18 protein-coding genes are annotated in these 17,518 nt (G+C 64.5%); 12 read left to right on the top strand and 6 right to left on the bottom strand.

Going from position 1 to position 17,518, the window contains the following annotated elements; genetic code table 11:
- Positions 1–19: 19 nt before the first annotated feature.
- From JQ507_17980 to JQ507_17970, 3 genes are all read right to left on the bottom strand, one after another.
- Positions 20–1,300, bottom strand: a complete 1,281-nt coding sequence (locus JQ507_17980; GenBank protein ID QRI66911.1) for an O-acetylhomoserine aminocarboxypropyltransferase — start codon at positions 1,298–1,300, stop codon at positions 20–22.
- 147 nt (positions 1,301–1,447) lie between these two features.
- A complete protein-coding gene (locus tag JQ507_17975) occupies positions 1,448–2,032 on the bottom strand; it encodes a CoA-binding protein (GenBank protein ID QRI66910.1) in 585 nt (194 codons plus the stop codon).
- A gap of 7 nt (positions 2,033–2,039) precedes the next feature.
- Positions 2,040–2,864, bottom strand: coding sequence for an enoyl-CoA hydratase (locus JQ507_17970; GenBank protein QRI66909.1), 825 nt, complete (start codon positions 2,862–2,864; stop codon positions 2,040–2,042).
- A gap of 70 nt (positions 2,865–2,934) precedes the next feature.
- Between JQ507_17970 and JQ507_17965 the strand changes: the two genes are divergently transcribed.
- The 5 genes from JQ507_17965 (at position 2,935) to JQ507_17945 (ending at position 6,204) form a co-directional block, all read left to right on the top strand.
- Positions 2,935–3,363 (top strand): PaaI family thioesterase, encoded by a 429-nt coding sequence (locus tag JQ507_17965; protein ID QRI66908.1) that lies wholly within the window; start codon positions 2,935–2,937, stop codon positions 3,361–3,363.
- Positions 3,364–3,516: 153 nt separating this feature from the next.
- Positions 3,517–3,981, top strand: coding sequence for a 50S ribosomal protein L13 (gene rplM, locus JQ507_17960; protein ID QRI66907.1), 465 nt, complete (start codon positions 3,517–3,519; stop codon positions 3,979–3,981).
- Positions 3,981–4,457, top strand: coding sequence for a 30S ribosomal protein S9 (gene rpsI, locus JQ507_17955; GenBank protein ID QRI66906.1), 477 nt, complete (start codon positions 3,981–3,983; stop codon positions 4,455–4,457). The genes rplM and rpsI overlap by 1 nt, the downstream gene beginning before the upstream one ends.
- A gap of 248 nt (positions 4,458–4,705) precedes the next feature.
- Positions 4,706–5,944: a GGDEF domain-containing protein gene (locus JQ507_17950; GenBank protein QRI66905.1), complete on the top strand. Its 1,239-nt coding sequence runs from the start codon at positions 4,706–4,708 to the stop codon at positions 5,942–5,944.
- Between the two features lie 23 nt (positions 5,945–5,967).
- The gene (locus tag JQ507_17945; protein QRI66904.1) at positions 5,968–6,204 is read left to right on the top strand and encodes a hypothetical protein; all 237 of its coding nucleotides are present in this window, start codon (positions 5,968–5,970) and stop codon (positions 6,202–6,204) included.
- 7 nt (positions 6,205–6,211) lie between these two features.
- Here JQ507_17945 and JQ507_17940 read toward each other — a convergent pair whose 3' ends face one another.
- The gene (locus JQ507_17940; GenBank protein ID QRI66903.1) at positions 6,212–7,354 is read right to left on the bottom strand and encodes an AI-2E family transporter; all 1,143 of its coding nucleotides are present in this window, start codon (positions 7,352–7,354) and stop codon (positions 6,212–6,214) included.
- 280 nt (positions 7,355–7,634) lie between these two features.
- Between JQ507_17940 and JQ507_17935 the strand changes: the two genes are divergently transcribed.
- Positions 7,635–8,405, top strand: coding sequence for a gamma-glutamyl-gamma-aminobutyrate hydrolase family protein (locus tag JQ507_17935; protein QRI66902.1), 771 nt, complete (start codon positions 7,635–7,637; stop codon positions 8,403–8,405).
- A 23-nt stretch (positions 8,406–8,428) separates the two neighbouring features.
- On the opposite strand, the gene JQ507_17930 is transcribed toward JQ507_17935, so the two are convergent.
- Together JQ507_17930 and JQ507_17925 are read right to left on the bottom strand one after the other, a co-directional pair.
- Positions 8,429–9,463, bottom strand: coding sequence for an aldo/keto reductase (locus JQ507_17930; protein QRI73395.1), 1,035 nt, complete (start codon positions 9,461–9,463; stop codon positions 8,429–8,431).
- A 163-nt stretch (positions 9,464–9,626) separates the two neighbouring features.
- Positions 9,627–9,875, bottom strand: coding sequence for a hypothetical protein (locus JQ507_17925; GenBank protein QRI66901.1), 249 nt, complete (start codon positions 9,873–9,875; stop codon positions 9,627–9,629).
- Positions 9,876–9,903: 28 nt separating this feature from the next.
- On the opposite strand from JQ507_17925, the gene JQ507_17920 reads away from it, so the two are divergent.
- The 6 genes from JQ507_17920 to JQ507_17895 all read left to right on the top strand — a co-directional run bounded on the left by JQ507_17920 (position 9,904) and on the right by JQ507_17895 (position 17,449).
- Positions 9,904–10,464 carry an ABC transporter permease subunit gene (locus JQ507_17920; protein ID QRI66900.1) on the top strand — a complete coding sequence of 187 codons (561 nt, stop codon included), beginning with the start codon at positions 9,904–9,906 and terminating at the stop codon, positions 10,462–10,464.
- Between the two features lie 51 nt (positions 10,465–10,515).
- On the top strand, positions 10,516–11,514 hold the full coding sequence (locus tag JQ507_17915) for an ABC transporter substrate-binding protein (protein ID QRI66899.1): 999 nt from the start codon (positions 10,516–10,518) through the stop codon (positions 11,512–11,514).
- A gap of 26 nt (positions 11,515–11,540) precedes the next feature.
- A complete protein-coding gene (locus tag JQ507_17910; protein QRI66898.1) occupies positions 11,541–12,311 on the top strand; it encodes an ABC transporter ATP-binding protein in 771 nt (256 codons plus the stop codon).
- Positions 12,312–12,326: 15 nt separating this feature from the next.
- Complete coding sequence (locus JQ507_17905) at positions 12,327–13,418, top strand: LLM class flavin-dependent oxidoreductase (GenBank protein QRI66897.1); 1,092 nt, start codon at positions 12,327–12,329, stop codon at positions 13,416–13,418.
- 22 nt (positions 13,419–13,440) lie between these two features.
- Positions 13,441–14,796, top strand: a complete 1,356-nt coding sequence (locus JQ507_17900) for an NtaA/DmoA family FMN-dependent monooxygenase (GenBank protein ID QRI66896.1) — start codon at positions 13,441–13,443, stop codon at positions 14,794–14,796.
- Between the two features lie 349 nt (positions 14,797–15,145).
- Entirely contained in the window at positions 15,146–17,449 is a 2,304-nt protein-coding gene (locus JQ507_17895; protein ID QRI66895.1) for a PAS domain S-box protein, read from the top strand.
- Positions 17,450–17,518: the final 69 nt, after the last annotated feature.

The raw sequence follows: 17,518 nt of genomic DNA, 5'->3' as shown, positions 1-17,518 counted from the left end.
CTCCGGAACCGCTCCGGGCTCAGGCGCGCAGCGCCTGGTCGAGGTCTGCGATCAGGTCTTCCTTGTCCTCGATGCCGATCGAGAGCCGCACCACCTCGGGTGCCGCGCCCGACTTCACCTTGGCGGCGTCGTCGAGCTGGCTGTGGGTGGTCGAGGCCGGGTGGATCACCAGCGAGCGGGTGTCGCCGACATTGGCAAGATGCGAGAACAGCTTCAGGTTCGACACCAGGTTGACGCCCGCGTCGTAACCGCCCTTGAGGCTGAAGGTGAACACCGCGCCGGCGCCCTTCGGCGCATATTTGCGTTGCAGCGCGTTGTACCGATCACCGGGCAGGCCGGCATAGTTGACCGCGGACACAGCCGGGTGGGTGGAGAGGAATTCCGCCACCGCCTTGGCGTTGTCGCAGTGCTTCTGCATCCGTAGCGGCAGCGTCTCGATGCCGGTCAGGATCATGAAGGCGTTGAACGGCGACAGCGCGGGGCCGAGATCGCGCAGGCCGAGCACGCGGCAGGCGATCGCGAAGGCGAAATTGCCGAAGGTCTCCTGGATCCGGATGCCGTGATATTCCGGGCGCGGCTCGCTGAGCATCGGATATTTGTTGTCCTTCGACCAGTCGAAGGTGCCGGCGTCGACGATGATGCCGCCGAGCGAGTTGCCGTGGCCGCCGAGGAATTTTGTCAACGAGTGCACGACGATGTCGGCGCCATGGTCGATCGGCTTGATCAGGTAGGGCGAGGCCAGCGTGTTGTCGACGATCAGCGGCACGCCGGCCTTGCGCGCAACGGCGGCGATCGCCTCGATATCGGTGATGCTGCCGGCAGGATTGGCGATCGACTCGATGAAGATCGCCTTGGTGTGCGGCGTCACCGCACGCTCGAAGCTTTCGACCTCATCAGGATCGGCCCAGGCCACATTCCAGCCGAACGCCTTGAAGGCGTGGGTGAACTGATTGATCGAGCCGCCATAGAGCTTGCGCGCGGCGATGATCTCGTCGCCGGGCCTCAACAGCTGTTGCAGCACGACGAGCTGCGCGGCGTGGCCGGAGGCGACGGCGAGTGCCGCGGTGCCGCCTTCGAGGGCGGCGACGCGTTCCTCGAGCACAGCGTTGGTCGGGTTGCCGATCCGGGTATAGATGTTGCCGAAGGCCTGCAGGCCGAATAGCGAGGCCGCATGGTCGGCATCGTTGAAGACGAATGACGTGGTCTGGTAGATCGGCGTCGCCCGTGCGCCGGTGGTGGGATCAGGCTGTGCGCCGGCGTGCACGGCGAGGGTGGAAAATCCCGGAAGGCGATCGGTCATTCTTGGTGTCCTGTTGTGGCCTGTCGAAACGCGCGGCATGCTGATGGCGGCGGCGCCCGCCGTCAAGCGAGTTGGGTGCGCCGCCATTTCTTGTAATGGGCATCCTACGCCATACCGGACGAGCGGAACGATTATTCCGCCGGGGTGTCAGGTGGTCTCGGTCTTGCTTTTCGCCGCGCGGTCGGATGCCGCAGTCTGGCCGCCGCCGAAACTGGTGCGGTTGAGCGACAGCCGCATGCCCTGGGTCGGGATCGGCGCGCGCTTGGAACTCAGGGTGCGCGAATTGACGCCCATCCAGGAGATCTCCGACGAAAGACGGCCATACTCGATCTTCGGGCAGCGGTTCATCACCACTTTGAGGCCGGCGGCCTCGGCCTTCTCGGCGGCGGCATCGTCACGTGCGCCGAGCTGCATCCAGATCACCTTCGGCTGCGGCGACAGTTTCAGCGCCTCATCGACCACGGGCATGATGTGGCTGGAATTGCGGAAGATGTCGATCATGTCGACCGGCCGATCGATGTCCGCGAGCGAAGCGACGAACGGCTTGCCCATCAGCGCCTTGCCGACATGGCCGGGGTTGACCGGGATCATGTCGTAGCCGCGCTGCGCCAGATATTTGAAGGCGAAGTAGCTCGGCCGCACATTGACCGGCGAGGCGCCGACCATCGCGATCGATTTGACGTTGTTGAGGATGCTGCGGATGTAATTATCGTCGTAGGCGTCGTGGTTCATTTTGGTCTTACTTGTCCTGCCACTTCGGATCGCGCTTCTCGATGAAGGCGCCGATGCCTTCCTCGGCGTCGCGCGCCATCATGTTCTCGGTCATCACTTCAGCCGCGAAGCGATAGGCCTCAGTGAGGCTCATCTCTGCCTGGCGATAGAACGCCTCCTTGCCGAGCTTGACGGTGTAGGCCGATTTCAGCGCGACCTGCTGTGCCAGCGCGATCGCAACGTCGCGTTCGGTGCCTGCGGGCACCACCCGGTTGACGAGGCCGATGCTCTGCGCCGTTGCCGCCGAGATGGGTTCACCGGTCAGCAGCATTTCCATCGCCTGCTTGCGCGGCACGTTGCGCGACAGCGCCACCATTGGCGTCGAGCAGAACAGCCCGATGTCGACACCCGGCGTCGCAAACGCGGCCGCCTCGGAGGCGACCGCGAGATCACAGCTTGCGACGAGCTGGCAGCCGGCCGCGGTGGCGATGCCCTGAACAGCCGCGACCACCGGCTTCGGCAGGTGCACGATCGCCTGCATCATCGCGCTGCAGGCGTTCATGATCTCAGCAAAATAGGCGCGGCCACGATCGGCATCGCTGCGCCGCGCGGTGAGCTCCTTCATGTCGTGCCCGGCGGAATAAGCCGAACCATTCGCGGCGATCACGACGGCGCGGACGTTCCTGTCGTCGCGGATGTCGTTCAACGCAGCATGGAGGCCGGCGATCATGCCCTCCGAAAGGCTGTTGCGCGCCGCGGGGCGATTGAGCGTCAGTAGCGCGATACTGCCGACGGTTTCGCGCAGCAGAATCGGGGATTGCGGCGCTTCTGCGCCGGCGGTTTGGGCGGACATGGCGAAATTCCACTATCGTGTCTGTGACAATTTAATGTAACAGGCTGGCTGAAGCGAGGGCAGGGTCCGCATGGCAATTGCGAAAATGAGCGTAGCTGATCTGGAGGAGTTCCTGCGCAAGGAATTTCCGCAGGCGTTCACCCACGATGATATCAGGATCGAGAGCGCTGACGGCGAGACGGCTCTGCTGCGTCAGCGCTTCAGCGAGCGCATGCTGCGGCCGGGCGGCACGGTGTCGGGACCGACCCTGATGGGGCTGGCGGATTTCGCGATGTATGTGGTGCTGCTGTCGGCGATCGGGCCAATCGGCCTCGCCGTCACCACCAACCTCAACATCAACTTCCTGCGCAAGGGCCAGCCGGGACAGGACGTGCTTGCGGTCGCCAAGCTGCTCAAGCTCGGAAAGCGGCTGGCGGTCGGTGAGGTGAACTTGCTGTCCGGTACCTCGCCCGATCCGATCGCCCATGTTACGGCGACCTATTCCATTCCAAGTCAATAGTGTTTTTCACGGTATTATTGCACCATATTTTTAAGCTATTGTTTTTGCTAATGTAATTATGGCGCGTGGACATTGACGTGTGTCCGCGGCTTCTCTAGAAAGCCGCCCAGTTCGGCGCATACGGCGCCGATTTCTTTTTCACGGATTTCACACATGAGCACGTTCTCGGCCAAGCCCGCCGAAGTGACGAAGAAGTGGGTCGTGATCGACGCCAAGGGTCTGGTCGTCGGTCGTCTCGCCACGCTCGTCGCCATGCGCCTGCGCGGCAAACACCTGCCCACCTACACCCCGCATGTCGATTGCGGCGACAACGTCATCATCGTCAACGCCGCGCATGTGGTGCTGACCGGCCGCAAGCGCGACCAGAAGACCTACTACAAGCACACCGGCTTCATCGGCGGCATCAAGGAGCGCACCGCGAAGCAGATCCTCGAGGGTCGCTTCCCCGAGCGCGTCGTCGAGAAGGCGATCGAGCGCATGATCCCGCGCGGTCCGCTCGGCCGCATGCAGATGGGCAATCTGCGCGTCTATCCGGGTGCCGAGCATCCGCATGAAGCGCAGAGCCCCGAGAAGGTCGATATCGCTTCCCTGAACCGCAAGAACACGAGGGCCGCATAATGTCCGATACGTTGCAGTCCCTCGATCAGCTCTCGCAGGTCAAGCCGGCGGCGCCCGACGCGCCGAAATACGTCAAGAAGGTCGACAAGTTCAATCGCGCCTACGCCACCGGCAAGCGCAAGGACGCGGTCGCCCGGGTCTGGATCAAGCCGGGCGCCGGCAAGATCTCGGTCAACACCCGTGACATCGAAATCTACTTCGCCCGCCCGGTGCTTCGCATGATGATCCAGCAGCCGCTGGTCGCGGCCGCCCGCAACGGCCAGTACGACGTGATCTGCACCGTCGCCGGCGGCGGTCTGTCCGGTCAGGCCGGTGCTGTCAGGCACGGCATCTCGAAGGCGCTGACCAACTTCGAGCCCGAGCTGCGCGGTGTCCTCAAGAAGGGCGGCTTCCTGACCCGCGACAGCCGCGCGGTCGAGCGCAAGAAGTACGGCAAGGCGAAGGCCCGCAAGTCCTTCCAGTTCTCGAAGCGCTAATTCGAGTTCTAAAATTCGCGGCAATTGCCGCGTGCATCGAGTTGCAGAGGGCGCCGCGAGGCGCCCTTTTTGCTGCGTCCAACGACGCCGTGTTTCGACGCGAATTAGCGCAGTTTTTCAAGAAAACTTGCGTGTGCGTGCAAACGAAATTGGAACTCGGGCCTTCTAGCGTGCTGGCTCGCACTGGCGCTGCATCACCGCATTATCTGCGCCTGCGGACGTTGCATCACACCGGGCTGGGGTGACCTATGTCGTTCGATCCATCGACGCTCTATTTGTTCGCCACCATGGTCGCGGGCATGCTCGGCGCCATGCTCTGGTTGTTCGGCAGGCAGGAGAACATTCCCGCGTTGAAATGGTGGGGCACCGCCTATCTGCTCGGCGCAGCCTCCGTCGCGCTGTGGACGGTCGGCGGCTCGACGCTCGATCGGTTCGTCCTGCTGGGCCTCAATGCAATCGGCTTCGCCGCATGCGGCATGGTCTGGAATGCCGCGCGTATCTTCCACGGCCGCAAGGCCAATCTGCCGGGCCTCGTGCTCGGTCCGATCGCGTGGATCGGCGCTGTGACGACGATCGAGGATCCCGCGATGCGGCTGACGATCGGCGCCGGGATCGTTGCGGTCTATGCTGCGCTGACCGCTTCCGAGCTGTGGAGCGAGCGCCGCCGCGCCATGCAGCGGCGCTGGATTGCGATCGTCATCCCGGTCGCCCATGGCTGCGTCCTGATGCTGCCCATCCTGGTCGGCGACCTGCTGCGGCTGAACGGTCAGAATTTCGTCTCCAGCTTCTGGGTCAGCCTGTTCTCGATCGAACTCGTGCTGTACGCGATCGGCACGGTGTTCGTGATCTTCATGATGGTGTCGGACCGTGCGGTGGCCGTGCACAAGACCGCCGCGTCGATCGATCCGTTGAGCGGCATGCTCAATCGCCGCGGCTTCTCCGAGGCCTGCGCGCGCGTGATCGAGCGCGAGGCCACTGCCGGCCGGCCGGTCACGGTGATGATCTTCGACCTCGATCATTTCAAGTCGATCAATGATCGCTTCGGTCATCCCGCGGGCGACGAGATCCTGAAACTGTTCTCCGCCGTCGTGATCAACAATCTCAGGATCAGCGATCTGTCGGGACGAATCGGCGGCGAGGAATTCGCGGCGCTGCTGCCGTGCTCGCTGGAGGAGGGCGTGCTGGTCGCCGAGCGCGTCCGGGAGGCGTTCGAGAACAGCAATATCACCTGTGAGGAAGGCGCGGTCGACACCACGGTCAGCATTGGCGTGGCCGGCGGACCGGCCGGGACCGAGCTCGAGGTGCTGCTGGCCTCGGCCGACACGGCGCTGTACCAGGCCAAGCGCGGCGGCCGCAACCGCGTCGAAGCGGCCGAGGAATTACCGCTTTCGCTGGAGAACTGGCGGCGCAAGACCGCGGGCCTGCCGGCATCGGCACGGCAAAAAACCGGTGACCGCTCGCGCGTGAGCGCGGTAACGACTGGTTAACCATTCACTCCCATGCTTTCAGCATGGAGTCGATCCGCACCCGCAATCTGCAGTCAGCCCTGATGTCGCTCGAAGCCGACGCGGCTTCGGCGGGCAGCGGCTTCGCCTGCCTGTTCTCGGACTCGGATGAATACGAAACCGCGCTGATCGCTGAACGGCGGGCGCAGGGCCGATATCAGCGACCGCGGAGCCGCTGGCCGGTCGCCATGCTGCTCGGCGTGATGCTGATGGTCGTCGGAGCAGTCCTGCTGCTCTCCTGAGGCGAGCTCATACGGCCTTTGCAGGTACCGGATCGTCCGCCTTGAAGTGATCGATCATCACCTTGGCGATCGCCATCAGCGGCAGCGCGAGCGCGAGCCCCCAGATGCCGAACACGACGCCGAGCAGGATCTGGAACGCGAACAGCGTTGCGGGCGGGATGTCGAGCGCCTGGCGCTGGATGATCGGGGTCAGGACGTAGCTCTCCAGCGCGTGCACGCCGAGGAACAGGATGAAGGCCGATAGCGCCGCGATCCACCCGGTCGCAAGGCTTGCCAGCACCACGATCAGTCCGCCGAGGATCGCGCCGACCGTCGGGATGAAGGCGAGCAGGCCGGCCTGGATTCCGAGGATGAACGAGCTCGGGATGCCGATGATGGCGAGCCCGATCCAGGTGACGAGGAACACCGCGGTCATGGTGATGATCTGCGCGATCAGCCAGCGTTCCAGCGTCTCACCGATTCGGTCGACGATGACGGTCGCCTGACCGCGGTATTTAGCCGGCGCGAGGAACAGCAGTCCGGCGCGGTAGATGCTCGGCTGCGCCGCGAAGGCGAGCCCGAGGAACAGCACGATGAAGAAATTGCCGACGGCGCTCACCGTGCCGAGCAGCACCTTCAACGTCTGGCTGATGATGGCGCCACCGCTGGAGGCGAGCGCGCCGGCGCCGGGGATGCCATGCGACTGCGACGCTGCCGGCGTCGTTGTCGTTGTCGCCACGGCGGTGCCTTCCGGCTTCGCCTCGCCGGCGGCGCTGGCGAAATCCAGGTAGCTGGTATCGACGCCGCGCTGTTCGAGGAATTCCTTGACGCTGCCGAGCTGCGATTTGATGGTGTTGCTCAGCACCGTGGCCTGCTGCGCGATGGTGGTGCCGCCGAGGAACACGATGCCGGACAGCAGTCCGGCCATCGCCAGGCAGACGATCGCAAGCCGGAGCGCATGCGGCAGCCCGGTCAGGCGGCCGAGCAGGGTGGTCATGGCATTGAGGCCGACCCCGAGCAGCATGCCCGCGAACAGCAGGAACAGCGTCGCGGCGAACTGCCAGGCGAACAGCAGCAGGGCGGCGAACAGCACGATGCCGATGCCGCCGATGGCGATCGCCCACGCCAGGTCGTTGCGGGCCTGCAGGCGATTGTCAGCCGAGTCAGTCACGGGTGATTCCCCCTTCGCGGACGGTGTCTGGTGCAGTCTTTGGCGAAAATCTCGCCGGGATCAAGCTGGGCGGGACCGTGCTGGTTTGCCGCTGCCGTTCCGTGCCAACGGGGACGAGCTGCAGGCGTTCCGCCGGATTTCGGCCCACCGGGGTGCCAGCCTGTGCAGGCCTGCAAGCCCCCCTGTGCAGGAATAGACGGTTGATCCCCGGGGAACTCGAAGGCATGATCGTCTTCGTAATGTCGCAAACTTAGAAGAATCATTGCGCGAGACTTCAATAATGAGACGGCCCGTGGTCGGCGTGATCGGAAACGCCCATCGCATCGAAAATCGTTTCACGGTCCAGATGGTCGGAGAGCGCAACCTTCGCGCGGTTGCCGAGGTGTCGGGCGCCGTGCCGCTGATGTTCGCGGGCAGCCCCGAAATCACCGAGGTCGGCGCCTTGCTCGACGTGGTCGACGGCGTGGTGCTGACCGGGGCGCGCGCCAACGTTCATCCGACCCGCTTCAACACCGAACCCTGCGCCGCGCATGAGCCCTACGACATCCACCGCGATGACGTGGCGCTGGCGCTGTCGGAGGCCTGCGTCGCGCGCGGCGTGCCGATCTTCGGCATCTGCCGCGGCCTGCAGGAGATGAATGTCGCGTTCGGCGGTTCGCTGCATCCGGAGATCCGCGAGATTCCCGGCCGCATGAACCACCGGATGCCGCGGCTGGAGAACGGCGAGATCCATCCCGATCCGACCGTCGTGTTCGCCGACCGTCACGACGTCGCGCTGACGCCCGGCGGGGCATTTGCCAAGATCCTTGGCCGCGAGACCATCCGGGTCAATTCGCTGCACGGACAGGGCATCCTCGAGCCCGGCAAACGCGTCGTGATCGAGGGCATTGCCGAGGACGGTACCATCGAGGCGATCCGCATTGCGGACGCGCCCGGCTTTGCGCTCGGCGTACAGTGGCACGCCGAATACGATCCGCAGCGCAACCCGATCAACCGCGCCTTGTTCGAGGCCTTCGGCGATGCGCTGCGCGAGCGGCGGCGGGCGGCGTAGGGCGGCATTGCCGCCGTCACCTCCTATCGCGCGCCGGCTGACTTGCGAAACAGGCGCTTGAGGTCCGCCGCCGCGGTCTGCCCGGACTGCAATTGCTCATTGCGATCGTGCTGGACCTGTTGCGGACGATAGGCTTCTTCGAGGGTATCAAGCTCCTGGTCGGTGAACCGGATGTCGAGCGCAGTAATGGCGTCGTCGATATGATGGAGCTTGGTCGCACCAAGGATGGGAGCCGTCACGGCTGGATTGTGCAGCAACCAGGCAAGCGCGACCTGGGCTGGCTTGCACCCGCGCGCCTGTGCCACGGCAAATACGCGATCAATCACCGCGTCGTCTTCCGGACGCGAGAAGTCCTTCACGACGCGTGACCGCTCGGTGTTGTCGCGGCGGCTGCCGGCGAGCAGGCCCCGCGCCAGCGGGCTGTAGGGAATGACTCCGACGCCCTGATCGAGACAGAGAGGAATCATCTCCCGCTCCTCCTCGCGATAGAGAAGATTATACTTGTTCTGCATGGTGACGAATTTCGTCAGACCGTTGGCTTGGGCAAGTGCCTGCAACTTGGCGAACTGGAACGCGTGCATGCTCGACGCGCCGATGTGTAGCGCCTTGCCGGCACGCACCACCGCATCGAGCCCCTCGAGGATCTCCTCGTAAGGCGTCAGCGGATCGAGACGATGGATCTGATAGAGGTCGACATAGTCGGTGCCGAGGCGGCGCAGGCTGTCGTCGATCGCATGTCGAATGTGCTTGCGCGACAGGCCTCCCTGATTGGCGCCGGCTCCCATTGGAAAGAACACCTTGGTGGCGAGCACGACCTGTTCCCGGCCTGCGGCGAAACGCTTTACGGCACGCCCGAGGATCTCTTCGCTCAGACCGGATGAATACGAGTCGGCGGTATCGAAGAAGGTAAAGCCGGACTCGAAGGCGCGACGATAGTGATCTTGTGCCTGCTCCTCGTTCAGCGCCCACGGCATCCAGTCCTTCGATCCATAGCTTGAACACCCGAAGGCAATTCGCGACACCTGGATTCCCGTGTTCGCGAGCGTTCCGTATTTCATCTGCATATCCTTCACTGTCGCACGGCGCTTTACGAGACGGGTCATCGCTCACGGCCGCAAACTATGGAATAACTTGTCTGCCGAAATGGTCTAGCTTGCCCGCACTGCAAGGGGACGGTCGCAAGCGTGATCACCGCCCGTAGCGTAATAGGGCATGGCCATGTCAGTCGAGTCGATCGAAACCGTTGTTGATATGCAACCGGCAGACAAGGTCAGCCGCACACCGCTGCGCTCGCTCGCTGCAAAGCTCCCGTGGATCGTGATCGTTCAGATCCTGGTGGTCGCCGCGATCTTGCTGGCTGTACAGCTCGCGGTCGATAGCGGTGCAGTGAAACGAATCTATCTGGCGTCCCCGACGCAGATTCTTGCTGCTTTCCCTCAGCTCGTCACCAGGGAGAATCTGCTGTTTCACCTCTCCGTGACACTCGCCGAAGCGGGAGTTGGCGTGGCGCTCAGCGCAATCCTCGGCATTGCGACCGGCATCGCCATGGGGCTATTCCCGAAGGTACATCGGTTTTCTCAACCCGTTCCTGATCTGGTTCATGGCGATCCCGAAGGTCACCATCATTCCGCTTCTCACCCTGTATCTGGGCCTCGGCTTCGAGCACAAGGTGTTCATCATCTTCCTGTTTTGCTACTTCCTGTTCGTCTTCAACACGATTGCCGGCATCAAGCAGGTCCAGGACAATCATATCAAGGTCGCGCGCGCGCTCGGGGCGAGCCAGCGTCAGATCATCTGGAAAGTGGTGCTGCCGTCCGCCACACCGTCGATCATGGCTGCGGTCCGCATCGAGGCGGCGACCTGCCTGCTCGCGACTCTTTTTGCCGAGATCGTCGCCTCCAAGGCCGGCGTCGGTAATCTGCTCAACAAGTTGTCGGGCATCTACGACACCGCCGGTGTCTTTGCTCTCGTGATTCTCGTGACGTCGATCGCATTGCTGATCATCTATCTGGTGGATCTGCTCGAGCGGCGTGTCTTGCTCAAGTGGAAATACGTCTGACCGGTCCCGGTTCCGCGTCTTCCCGTCACTACTCGTTCGAAGGGATCGATCATGCTCTCCACAAGCCTTCCAGCTCGTCTGTTCGTCTTGGCCGCGCTCACGCTCGGCCTCACCGCGGCGGCCGGCGCGCAGGAGAAGAAAACCCTCAAGCTGCAGGACACCACGAGTTACACGCAGCAGCCGATCGTATTCGGCGTGGAGAAGGGGTTCTTCGCCGAGGAAGGCTTGAACGTCGAGTTCGTCGGAACGCAGGATCCGGTCACCGCCACCTCGCGCGGCGACGTGACCTTCGCCTTCGGACCGACCAGCGTCTATCTGCGGGCTGCCGCCTTGGGGGCGCCGATCAAGATCGTCGCCGCCGCCTTCCGCTCGAAGGGACCGTATTTCCTGATCGCGCGGAAAGGCATCAAGTCGTTCGCGGATCTGAAGGGTAAGACGGTCGGCGTCGGACCCGACACCAGCGGCAACCTCGCGTCGGTTGCCCGGTATCTGCTGCGGGCCGAAGGCATCGATCCCAACCGCGACGTGACGCTGTTTGCCGCCGGCGCGACCGAAAAGGCCTACGGCGCGCTCGAAACCGGCCAGGTCGACGCCACCATCATCCATCAGCCCTTCGCGGCGCTCGGGGAGATCGAGGGAGTCTCGACCACGCTTGCACGGGCCTGGGATTATCTCCCGACCTATCACACCGGCGTCCTGATCGCGGGCGACGCGGTGATCGCCGGGGATCCCGATCTGCTGCGGCGGGGCCTGCGGGCCTACTTCAAGTCCTATACCTACGCCAAGGCGCATTACGACGAGTACCTGCCCTGGCTGCAGGCCCGCCTGAAGATCAATCCGGAGGCGGTGAAGCGCGCGATCTACCAGGAGGACGACGTCTGGGACGCCAATCCGGCGATCGATCCGAAGGCGATCCACGACACGCAGCAGCTGGAGATCGATGTCGGTAACCAGAAGGAGTTCTACGCCGCCGCCAAATACATCGATGAGCGCTTCATCCCGCAGGAGTACGTGAAGCCGTTCGTCTATCCCGGGCGCAAGACGCAGTGAGCGAGAGCAAGCGGGAGCGCGAGGGGATGCCTGCCTTCACCATCAGGTCTCTCGACAAGGTCTATCCCGGCACGCCGCCGGTGCGTGCGCTCAGCAACATCAGCTTCTCGGTCGAGGAGGGCGAGTTCATCGTGCTGCTCGGTGCAAGCGGCTGCGGCAAGAGCACGCTGCTGGAAATCCTCGCCGGGCTGCAGCAGCCGAGCAGCGGCTCGGTGCTATTTCGCAGCAAGCCGATCGACGGTCCCGGTGGAGAGCTCGGCGTCGTGTTCCAGGATGCCTCGCTCTATCCGTGGCGAACGGTTGCGGCCAATGTCGGCCTCGGGCTCGAATTGCGCGGGGTGGACAAGCCACAAGCCCGCCGCCTGGTCGATGAGCATCTCACGCTGGTCGGGCTCGACGGCTTCGGCGGCAAATTCCCGCACCAGATCTCCGGCGGCATGAAGCAACGCGCCGGCATCGCGCGTGCGCTCGTCAATGATCCCGACGTCCTCCTGATGGATGAGCCGTTCGGCGCGGTCGACTACGTCACCCGCAACAGGTTGCAGGAAGACCTGATCCGGATCTGGCAGCAGCGCCGCAAGACCATCGTGTTCGTGACGCACGACGTCGGCGAGGCGGTGTTTCTTGCCGACCGTATCGTGCTGCTTTCGCCGCGGCCCGGGCGGATTGCTGAAATCGTCACCCTCGATCTGCCGCGCCCGCGTCGGCGGGGCGACATCGAGCTTCTGCAACGCGAAGCCCGCATCTATGACGCACTCCGCGCGCTCGAGCCGGCCGCGACGGCAACCGTGGCCTGACAGACGGAGACCAGAATGGCCAAACCGCTCCACCTCGGCTTTCTCTATGCGCCGCAATCCGGGCACCAGACGCACGCCGAAAGCTTCGATCCCCTGAACCCCCTCGACCTGACTGCCTTCGCGCGGGACCTCGAGGGGGCCGGCTACGCGTTTCTCCTGATCGACGACAGCGTCGGTCGTGCGGAGGATGTGCGCAGCGAAGCGTTCACCACGGCGTCCTTCCTCGCGACCAGGACGCGTCGCATCGGCCTGATCGCTGCGGCCAACACGAGCTATGTCGAGCCGTATAACGTGTCGCGGCTCGCTGCTTCGCTCGATCATGTCACGCGAGGGCGTGCCGGCTGGCTGGCCTCGACCGGCGCGGCCGATCCCGCCGGCGCAAACTACGGGCAGGCCGCCTTCGCGCCTGATGTCCATTATGTGCGTGCCGATGAAATCCTCGAGATTGCGCGCCGGCTCTGGGACAGCTGGGAGGATGATGCATTCATTCGCGACAAACAGAGCGGAGTGTTCGTCGATGGCGCCAAGATCCATCCGATCGATCACGTCGGTGCATCCTTCAAGGTCAAGGGCCCGCTGAACGTTGCACGGCCGCCCCAGGGCCAGGTCATCGTTGCTCATCGCGTGGTGGACAAGCGGTCGGCCGACTTCGCGGGGCGGCACGCCGACATCGCCATCCTGGGGACGGCGACGACAGGGAGCGCCGTGGCCCTGCGCGACCACGTGCTTGCTTCTGCGCGGGGCGCCGGTCGTGATACGCAGGATCTGCGGCTGTTTGCCGAGATCGTGCCCGTCAGTGCGTCGGACCACGCGGCAGGGACGCCGCAACCGTACGCTGCCAATCATGTGGCAGGTTCGCCGGCGGAGATCGCCGACCAGATCGAGGCACTGGCACATGCCGTGACGCTGGATGGTCTGGTGGTCGTGCCGCGGATTCTCCGCAGCGGCCTGGATGACTTTTCCCGGGATGTCGTCCCGGAGCTGGTGCGGCGGCAACGGCTACGATCCACTGAGGGATCGGTCATCCTGCGCGAAAGACTCGGTCTGGCAAGGCCGCGCAATGTGTTCGAACAGCCCTCAAAGCAGCCGGCCGACACGGCCGCCTGAACCATCCCGCGAGCGTTTCACCATGTCCAAGCGAGAACTTCATTTCGGCCTGATGTTTTGGGCCGGGGGCACACATCCCAGCGGCTGGCGTTATCCTTCCTCCCACGCAGGCGCCGCCTTCGACATCGAATTCCTTCAGCGGGTCACCCAGCTCGTGGAAGCGGCCAAGTTCGACTTTCTGTTCCTTGGCGACCGGCTGGCGAGCGATCCGAGCCTGCAAAGCACCAATCCCTCCCAGATGTCACGCCTCGAACCGTTCGTGTCCGGGGCGAGCCTGGCCGCCGCGACCAGCCATATCGGTATCGTCGTCACCGCCAATCCGACCTATTACGATCCCTATAATCTTGCGCGCATGCTGGCGTCGCTGGATCACCTGAGCCAGGGCCGGGCGTCGTGGAATCTGGTGACCGGCGCGGATGAAATCGCCGCCGGCAATTTCTCGCGCCAGTCCCATTGGGACACCGAGCGGCGCTACGATTGGGCGGATGAATTCGTCGCTGTGGTGCGGGGACTTTGGGACAGCGATGCGACCACGCCGCTGCACCACAAGGGACGCTATTTCGACGTCGCCGGACCGCTCAACGTCAGGCGCCCGCCCCAGGGCCATCCGGTGATCCTGCATGCCGGTACGTCGGATCGTTCGCGTGAGCTCGGCGCGCGCGATGCCGATGTCATCTTCGCCGGCCAGGCGACGATCGAGAGCGCGAAGGCCTACTATGCCGATGTCAAATCCAGGGCCAGGAAGTATGGCAGGAGCGACGCCGATATCGCGATCCTGCCCGGGCTCACGCCCGTCGTCGCCGAGACGACGCAGCAGGCGGTTGCGATATTCGACCATCTCAATTCCTTCATTGCGCTGGAGCCCGAGGGCGATGGCGGCGAGGCAAGCCGCTACGGTTCGCTGGGCAGGATGGGGAAGCGCCGCAACCTCACGGCGGTATCGGCGGCGATCGGCGTCGACGTCTCCAGCCAGGACCGGGATTCACCGGTCGACCCCTTGGTGCTGGCAGAGGCCAACGAGGGCGGCCAACGGCTGTTTGCCGATGTCATGCGTCTCACTCGCCGCGACGTGAAAGGCCCCAATCGCCTGACCTATCGCGATCTCATCATCGGACACATCAGCACGGGCGCCGTCGTCGTCGGCGATCCCAACGAGGTGGCCGATCACATCGAGCTTTGGTTTGACGAGAGGGCGGCCGACGGTTTCAATATTTTCCCGCCTTATGTGCCGGAATCTGTCGAGGCCTTCACCAGCCTCGTCGTCCCCGAATTGCAGCGGCGCGGCCTCTATCGCACCGAATATTCCGGTTCGACCTTTCGCGACCATCTGGGCCTGGCAAAGCCCGCGCCGATCCGTTCCAACAGCTCCAACCTTTGAGGTCGGATAGCCGCCCTCCGCACGCCCAAGCCGGGCCAAGGCCTCCCGGAGTGCGGTGAGCGATCTTGCGGAGCGCCGGCGGTCAGCGGCACCCGCGCAAGGATGCCCCGAACCGGGGGCCCGACGGCTCGGATTCCCGCGACCCAGCGCCGGCTCCGCCGGCAGTGGCGTGCACTCAACCCTGTTCTCCGTACTTATACGGATACGAAAGTGGCGGATTGCGGCGCCGGACTCGGCTAAGCAACTGGGTGCAAGCCACCCGATATTGCCCCGGCGCCGACAATACCTTTCCTGCTCCTGTTTTCCTTTTCCATTTTCCGGTGCAACTGCTCACGATGAGTTGGTCGGGATGAATTTGTCGGGCCGTCTGGCGGTCGGGATGATGTTTCCCGTCGTCACACTCCTGCTCACGCTGGGCTTCATCCATGGCGTCACCTGGCCGGGCATGGCGCTCGCCGGCGGCGCGGTTGCGGTGGTGTTGATGACTGCTGAGCTGATTGCGAGATCGCTGGCCACGACGCCCGCCCAGTTGGTGCGGGCGGCGGACGCGCTGTCGCGCGGCGAGCCGGTCTCGATACGTCCGAGTGGCAATGACGAGGCCGCCCAGCTCGCCGCGACGCTGGCCGAGCTGTCGGCGCAATTGGGCAGCAGGCAGCACCTGCTGGAGAAGACCGTCGAGAGCATCCGCGATCCCGTGGTGGTCGCCGACGAGCACGCGATGATCGTGATCGTCAATGCGGCGGCGCGGCGGCTGTACGGTGTCGAGCCCGGTTTTGACACGCTGACCGGCGTTCGCAATTTTCAGAACTATTATGCCGATGGTACGACCGAGATGCCGATCGCGGACACACCAATGGCGCGTGCGCTGCGCGGCGAGGACATCGACGATTGCGAACTGATCGTCAAACCCCTGCGGCCCGAACCGGCCGTCTATCTCGTCGTCAACGCCAGGCCGTTGCGTGACGATGGCGGCAACCTGCGCGGGGCGGTCATCGTGCTGCACGATGTCACCGCGCAGCGTCAGGCGCACCAGGCGCTGGTGGAAAGCGAGCAGATGGCGCAGGCCATCGTCAGGACCGCGCTCGATGCCTTCGTGCAGACCGACCAGGACGGCATCATCCTGGACTGGAGCCCGCAGGCCGAGGCACTCACCGGCTGGACGCGCTCCGAGGCGGTCGGCTGTCGCGTCGTCGAACTGGTATTTCCGGAGGAGCTTCGCGTCGCGCATCGACAGCGCATCACCCGCTTCCTGCAGGAGGCCGCGGGCGGCGGCATGGGGATGCGCTATGAGACCGCGTCCGTGCACCGCGACGGCCACCGCTTCCATGTCGAGGTGTCGCTCAATGCGCTGCGCCGCGGCGATGGCTGGATCATCAATTCCTTTGTCAGGGACGTCACCCAGCGCCGCATCGCCGAAGAGCAGTTGATTCAGGCGCAGAAGACGGAATCGCTTGGGCGGCTGACCGGCGGCATCGCGCATGACTTCAACAACATGCTGACGGTGATCACCGGCACGGTCGAGATCCTGGCCGATGGGGTCAAGGACAACCCGCAGCTTGCCGCGATCGCCAAGCTGATCAGCGATGCCGCCGATCGCGGCGCGCAGCTCACCTCGAGCCTGCTGGCGTTCGCGCGCAAGCAGCCGCTGCAGCCCGCCGAGACCGACGTCAACGACCTGATCGGCGAAGTGGTCCGCCTGTTGTCGCAGACGCTGGGATCGCAGACCGAGATCAGGACGGAGCTCAACCGCAACGCCTGGCTCGCCTTCGTCGATCGCAGCCAGCTCGGCGCCGCGCTGGTCAATCTCGCCATCAACGCGCGCGATGCGATGCCCGAGGGCGGCACGCTGTCGTTTGCGACCCGCAACATCCAGCTCGGGATTCCCGACGCCGTGGCGCACGGCGTCGAGCGCGCCGGCGACCACCTCGTGATCGAGGTCGCCGACACCGGCACCGGGATTTCGCCGTCGCATCTGGAGAAGATCTTCGATCCGTTCTTCTCCACAAAGGAGGTCGGGCAGGGCACCGGGCTCGGGCTCAGCATGGTGTTCGGCTTCGTCAAGCAGAGCGGCGGCGGGATCGAGGTCAGGAGCGAGCAGGGCCGCGGAACCATCTTCAGGATCTACCTGCCCAAGGCGGACGGCATCGCGCAGCGCGCGGCCGAGGAGGATGATCTGCCGGTCAGGGGCGGCGACGAGACCATCCTTTGCGTGGAGGACGACCCCACGATCCGCGACTACGTCACGGGCCAGCTCGAAAGCCTCGGATACAGGGTGCTGGCGGCGGCGAACGCGGATGCCGCGCTCGAGATCGTCAACCGCGGCACCGTGTTCGATCTCCTGTTCACCGACATCGTGATGCCCGGCAGCATGAACGGCCGGCAACTGGCGGAAACGCTGATGGCCGGTCGCCCGGCGTTGCGGGTGTTGTTCACCTCGGGCTACAGCGATGGGGTCCTGCCGGCGCAACAGGGGCGCGGGGGCCACGGCATTCCGCTGCTGACCAAGCCCTATCGGCGCAGCGAACTGGCGCGGGTGCTGCGACGCTGCCTTGATCTTCAGGTCGACTTCCAGGGCGACCCGGTTCCGCAGCCCTACTCCGTGCAGCCCGATCTCGAACGCTTCCTGCGCGAGAATCCGCCGGAAAAGAGCTAGGATGGGAACGCGCTGACAAGCGCGAGCGGGCGCGCGTACGTCGCGCACCGGGATCCACAACCAGCTGCG

The organism is Bradyrhizobium sp. PSBB068 (assembly GCA_016839165.1).
GTDB lineage: Bacteria > Pseudomonadota > Alphaproteobacteria > Rhizobiales > Xanthobacteraceae > Bradyrhizobium.
This window is presented reverse-complemented; position numbering and strand designations above follow the sequence as displayed.

Excerpts from the sequence above, each read along its gene's own strand:
- JQ507_17980 (QRI66911.1), bottom strand. The coding sequence starts at position 1,300 with ATGACCGATCGCCTTCCGGGATTTTCCACCCTCGCCGTGCACGCCGGC.
- JQ507_17910 (QRI66898.1), top strand. The coding sequence starts at position 11,541 with ATGCCTGCCTTCACCATCAGGTCTCTCGACAAGGTCTATCCCGGCACG.
- JQ507_17965 (QRI66908.1), top strand. The coding sequence starts at position 2,935 with ATGGCAATTGCGAAAATGAGCGTAGCTGATCTGGAGGAGTTCCTGCGC.
- JQ507_17950 (QRI66905.1), top strand. The coding sequence starts at position 4,706 with ATGTCGTTCGATCCATCGACGCTCTATTTGTTCGCCACCATGGTCGCG.
- JQ507_17895 (QRI66895.1), top strand. The coding sequence starts at position 15,146 with ATGAATTTGTCGGGCCGTCTGGCGGTCGGGATGATGTTTCCCGTCGTC.
- JQ507_17900 (QRI66896.1), top strand. The coding sequence starts at position 13,441 with ATGTCCAAGCGAGAACTTCATTTCGGCCTGATGTTTTGGGCCGGGGGC.
- JQ507_17975 (QRI66910.1), bottom strand. The coding sequence starts at position 2,032 with ATGAACCACGACGCCTACGACGATAATTACATCCGCAGCATCCTCAAC.
- JQ507_17915 (QRI66899.1), top strand. The coding sequence starts at position 10,516 with ATGCTCTCCACAAGCCTTCCAGCTCGTCTGTTCGTCTTGGCCGCGCTC.
- JQ507_17930 (QRI73395.1), bottom strand. The coding sequence starts at position 9,463 with ATGAAATACGGAACGCTCGCGAACACGGGAATCCAGGTGTCGCGAATT.
- JQ507_17945 (QRI66904.1), top strand. The coding sequence starts at position 5,968 with ATGGAGTCGATCCGCACCCGCAATCTGCAGTCAGCCCTGATGTCGCTC.
- JQ507_17905 (QRI66897.1), top strand. The coding sequence starts at position 12,327 with ATGGCCAAACCGCTCCACCTCGGCTTTCTCTATGCGCCGCAATCCGGG.
- rplM (QRI66907.1), top strand. The coding sequence starts at position 3,517 with ATGAGCACGTTCTCGGCCAAGCCCGCCGAAGTGACGAAGAAGTGGGTC.
- rpsI (QRI66906.1), top strand. The coding sequence starts at position 3,981 with ATGTCCGATACGTTGCAGTCCCTCGATCAGCTCTCGCAGGTCAAGCCG.
- JQ507_17970 (QRI66909.1), bottom strand. The coding sequence starts at position 2,864 with ATGTCCGCCCAAACCGCCGGCGCAGAAGCGCCGCAATCCCCGATTCTG.
- JQ507_17935 (QRI66902.1), top strand. The coding sequence starts at position 7,635 with ATGAGACGGCCCGTGGTCGGCGTGATCGGAAACGCCCATCGCATCGAA.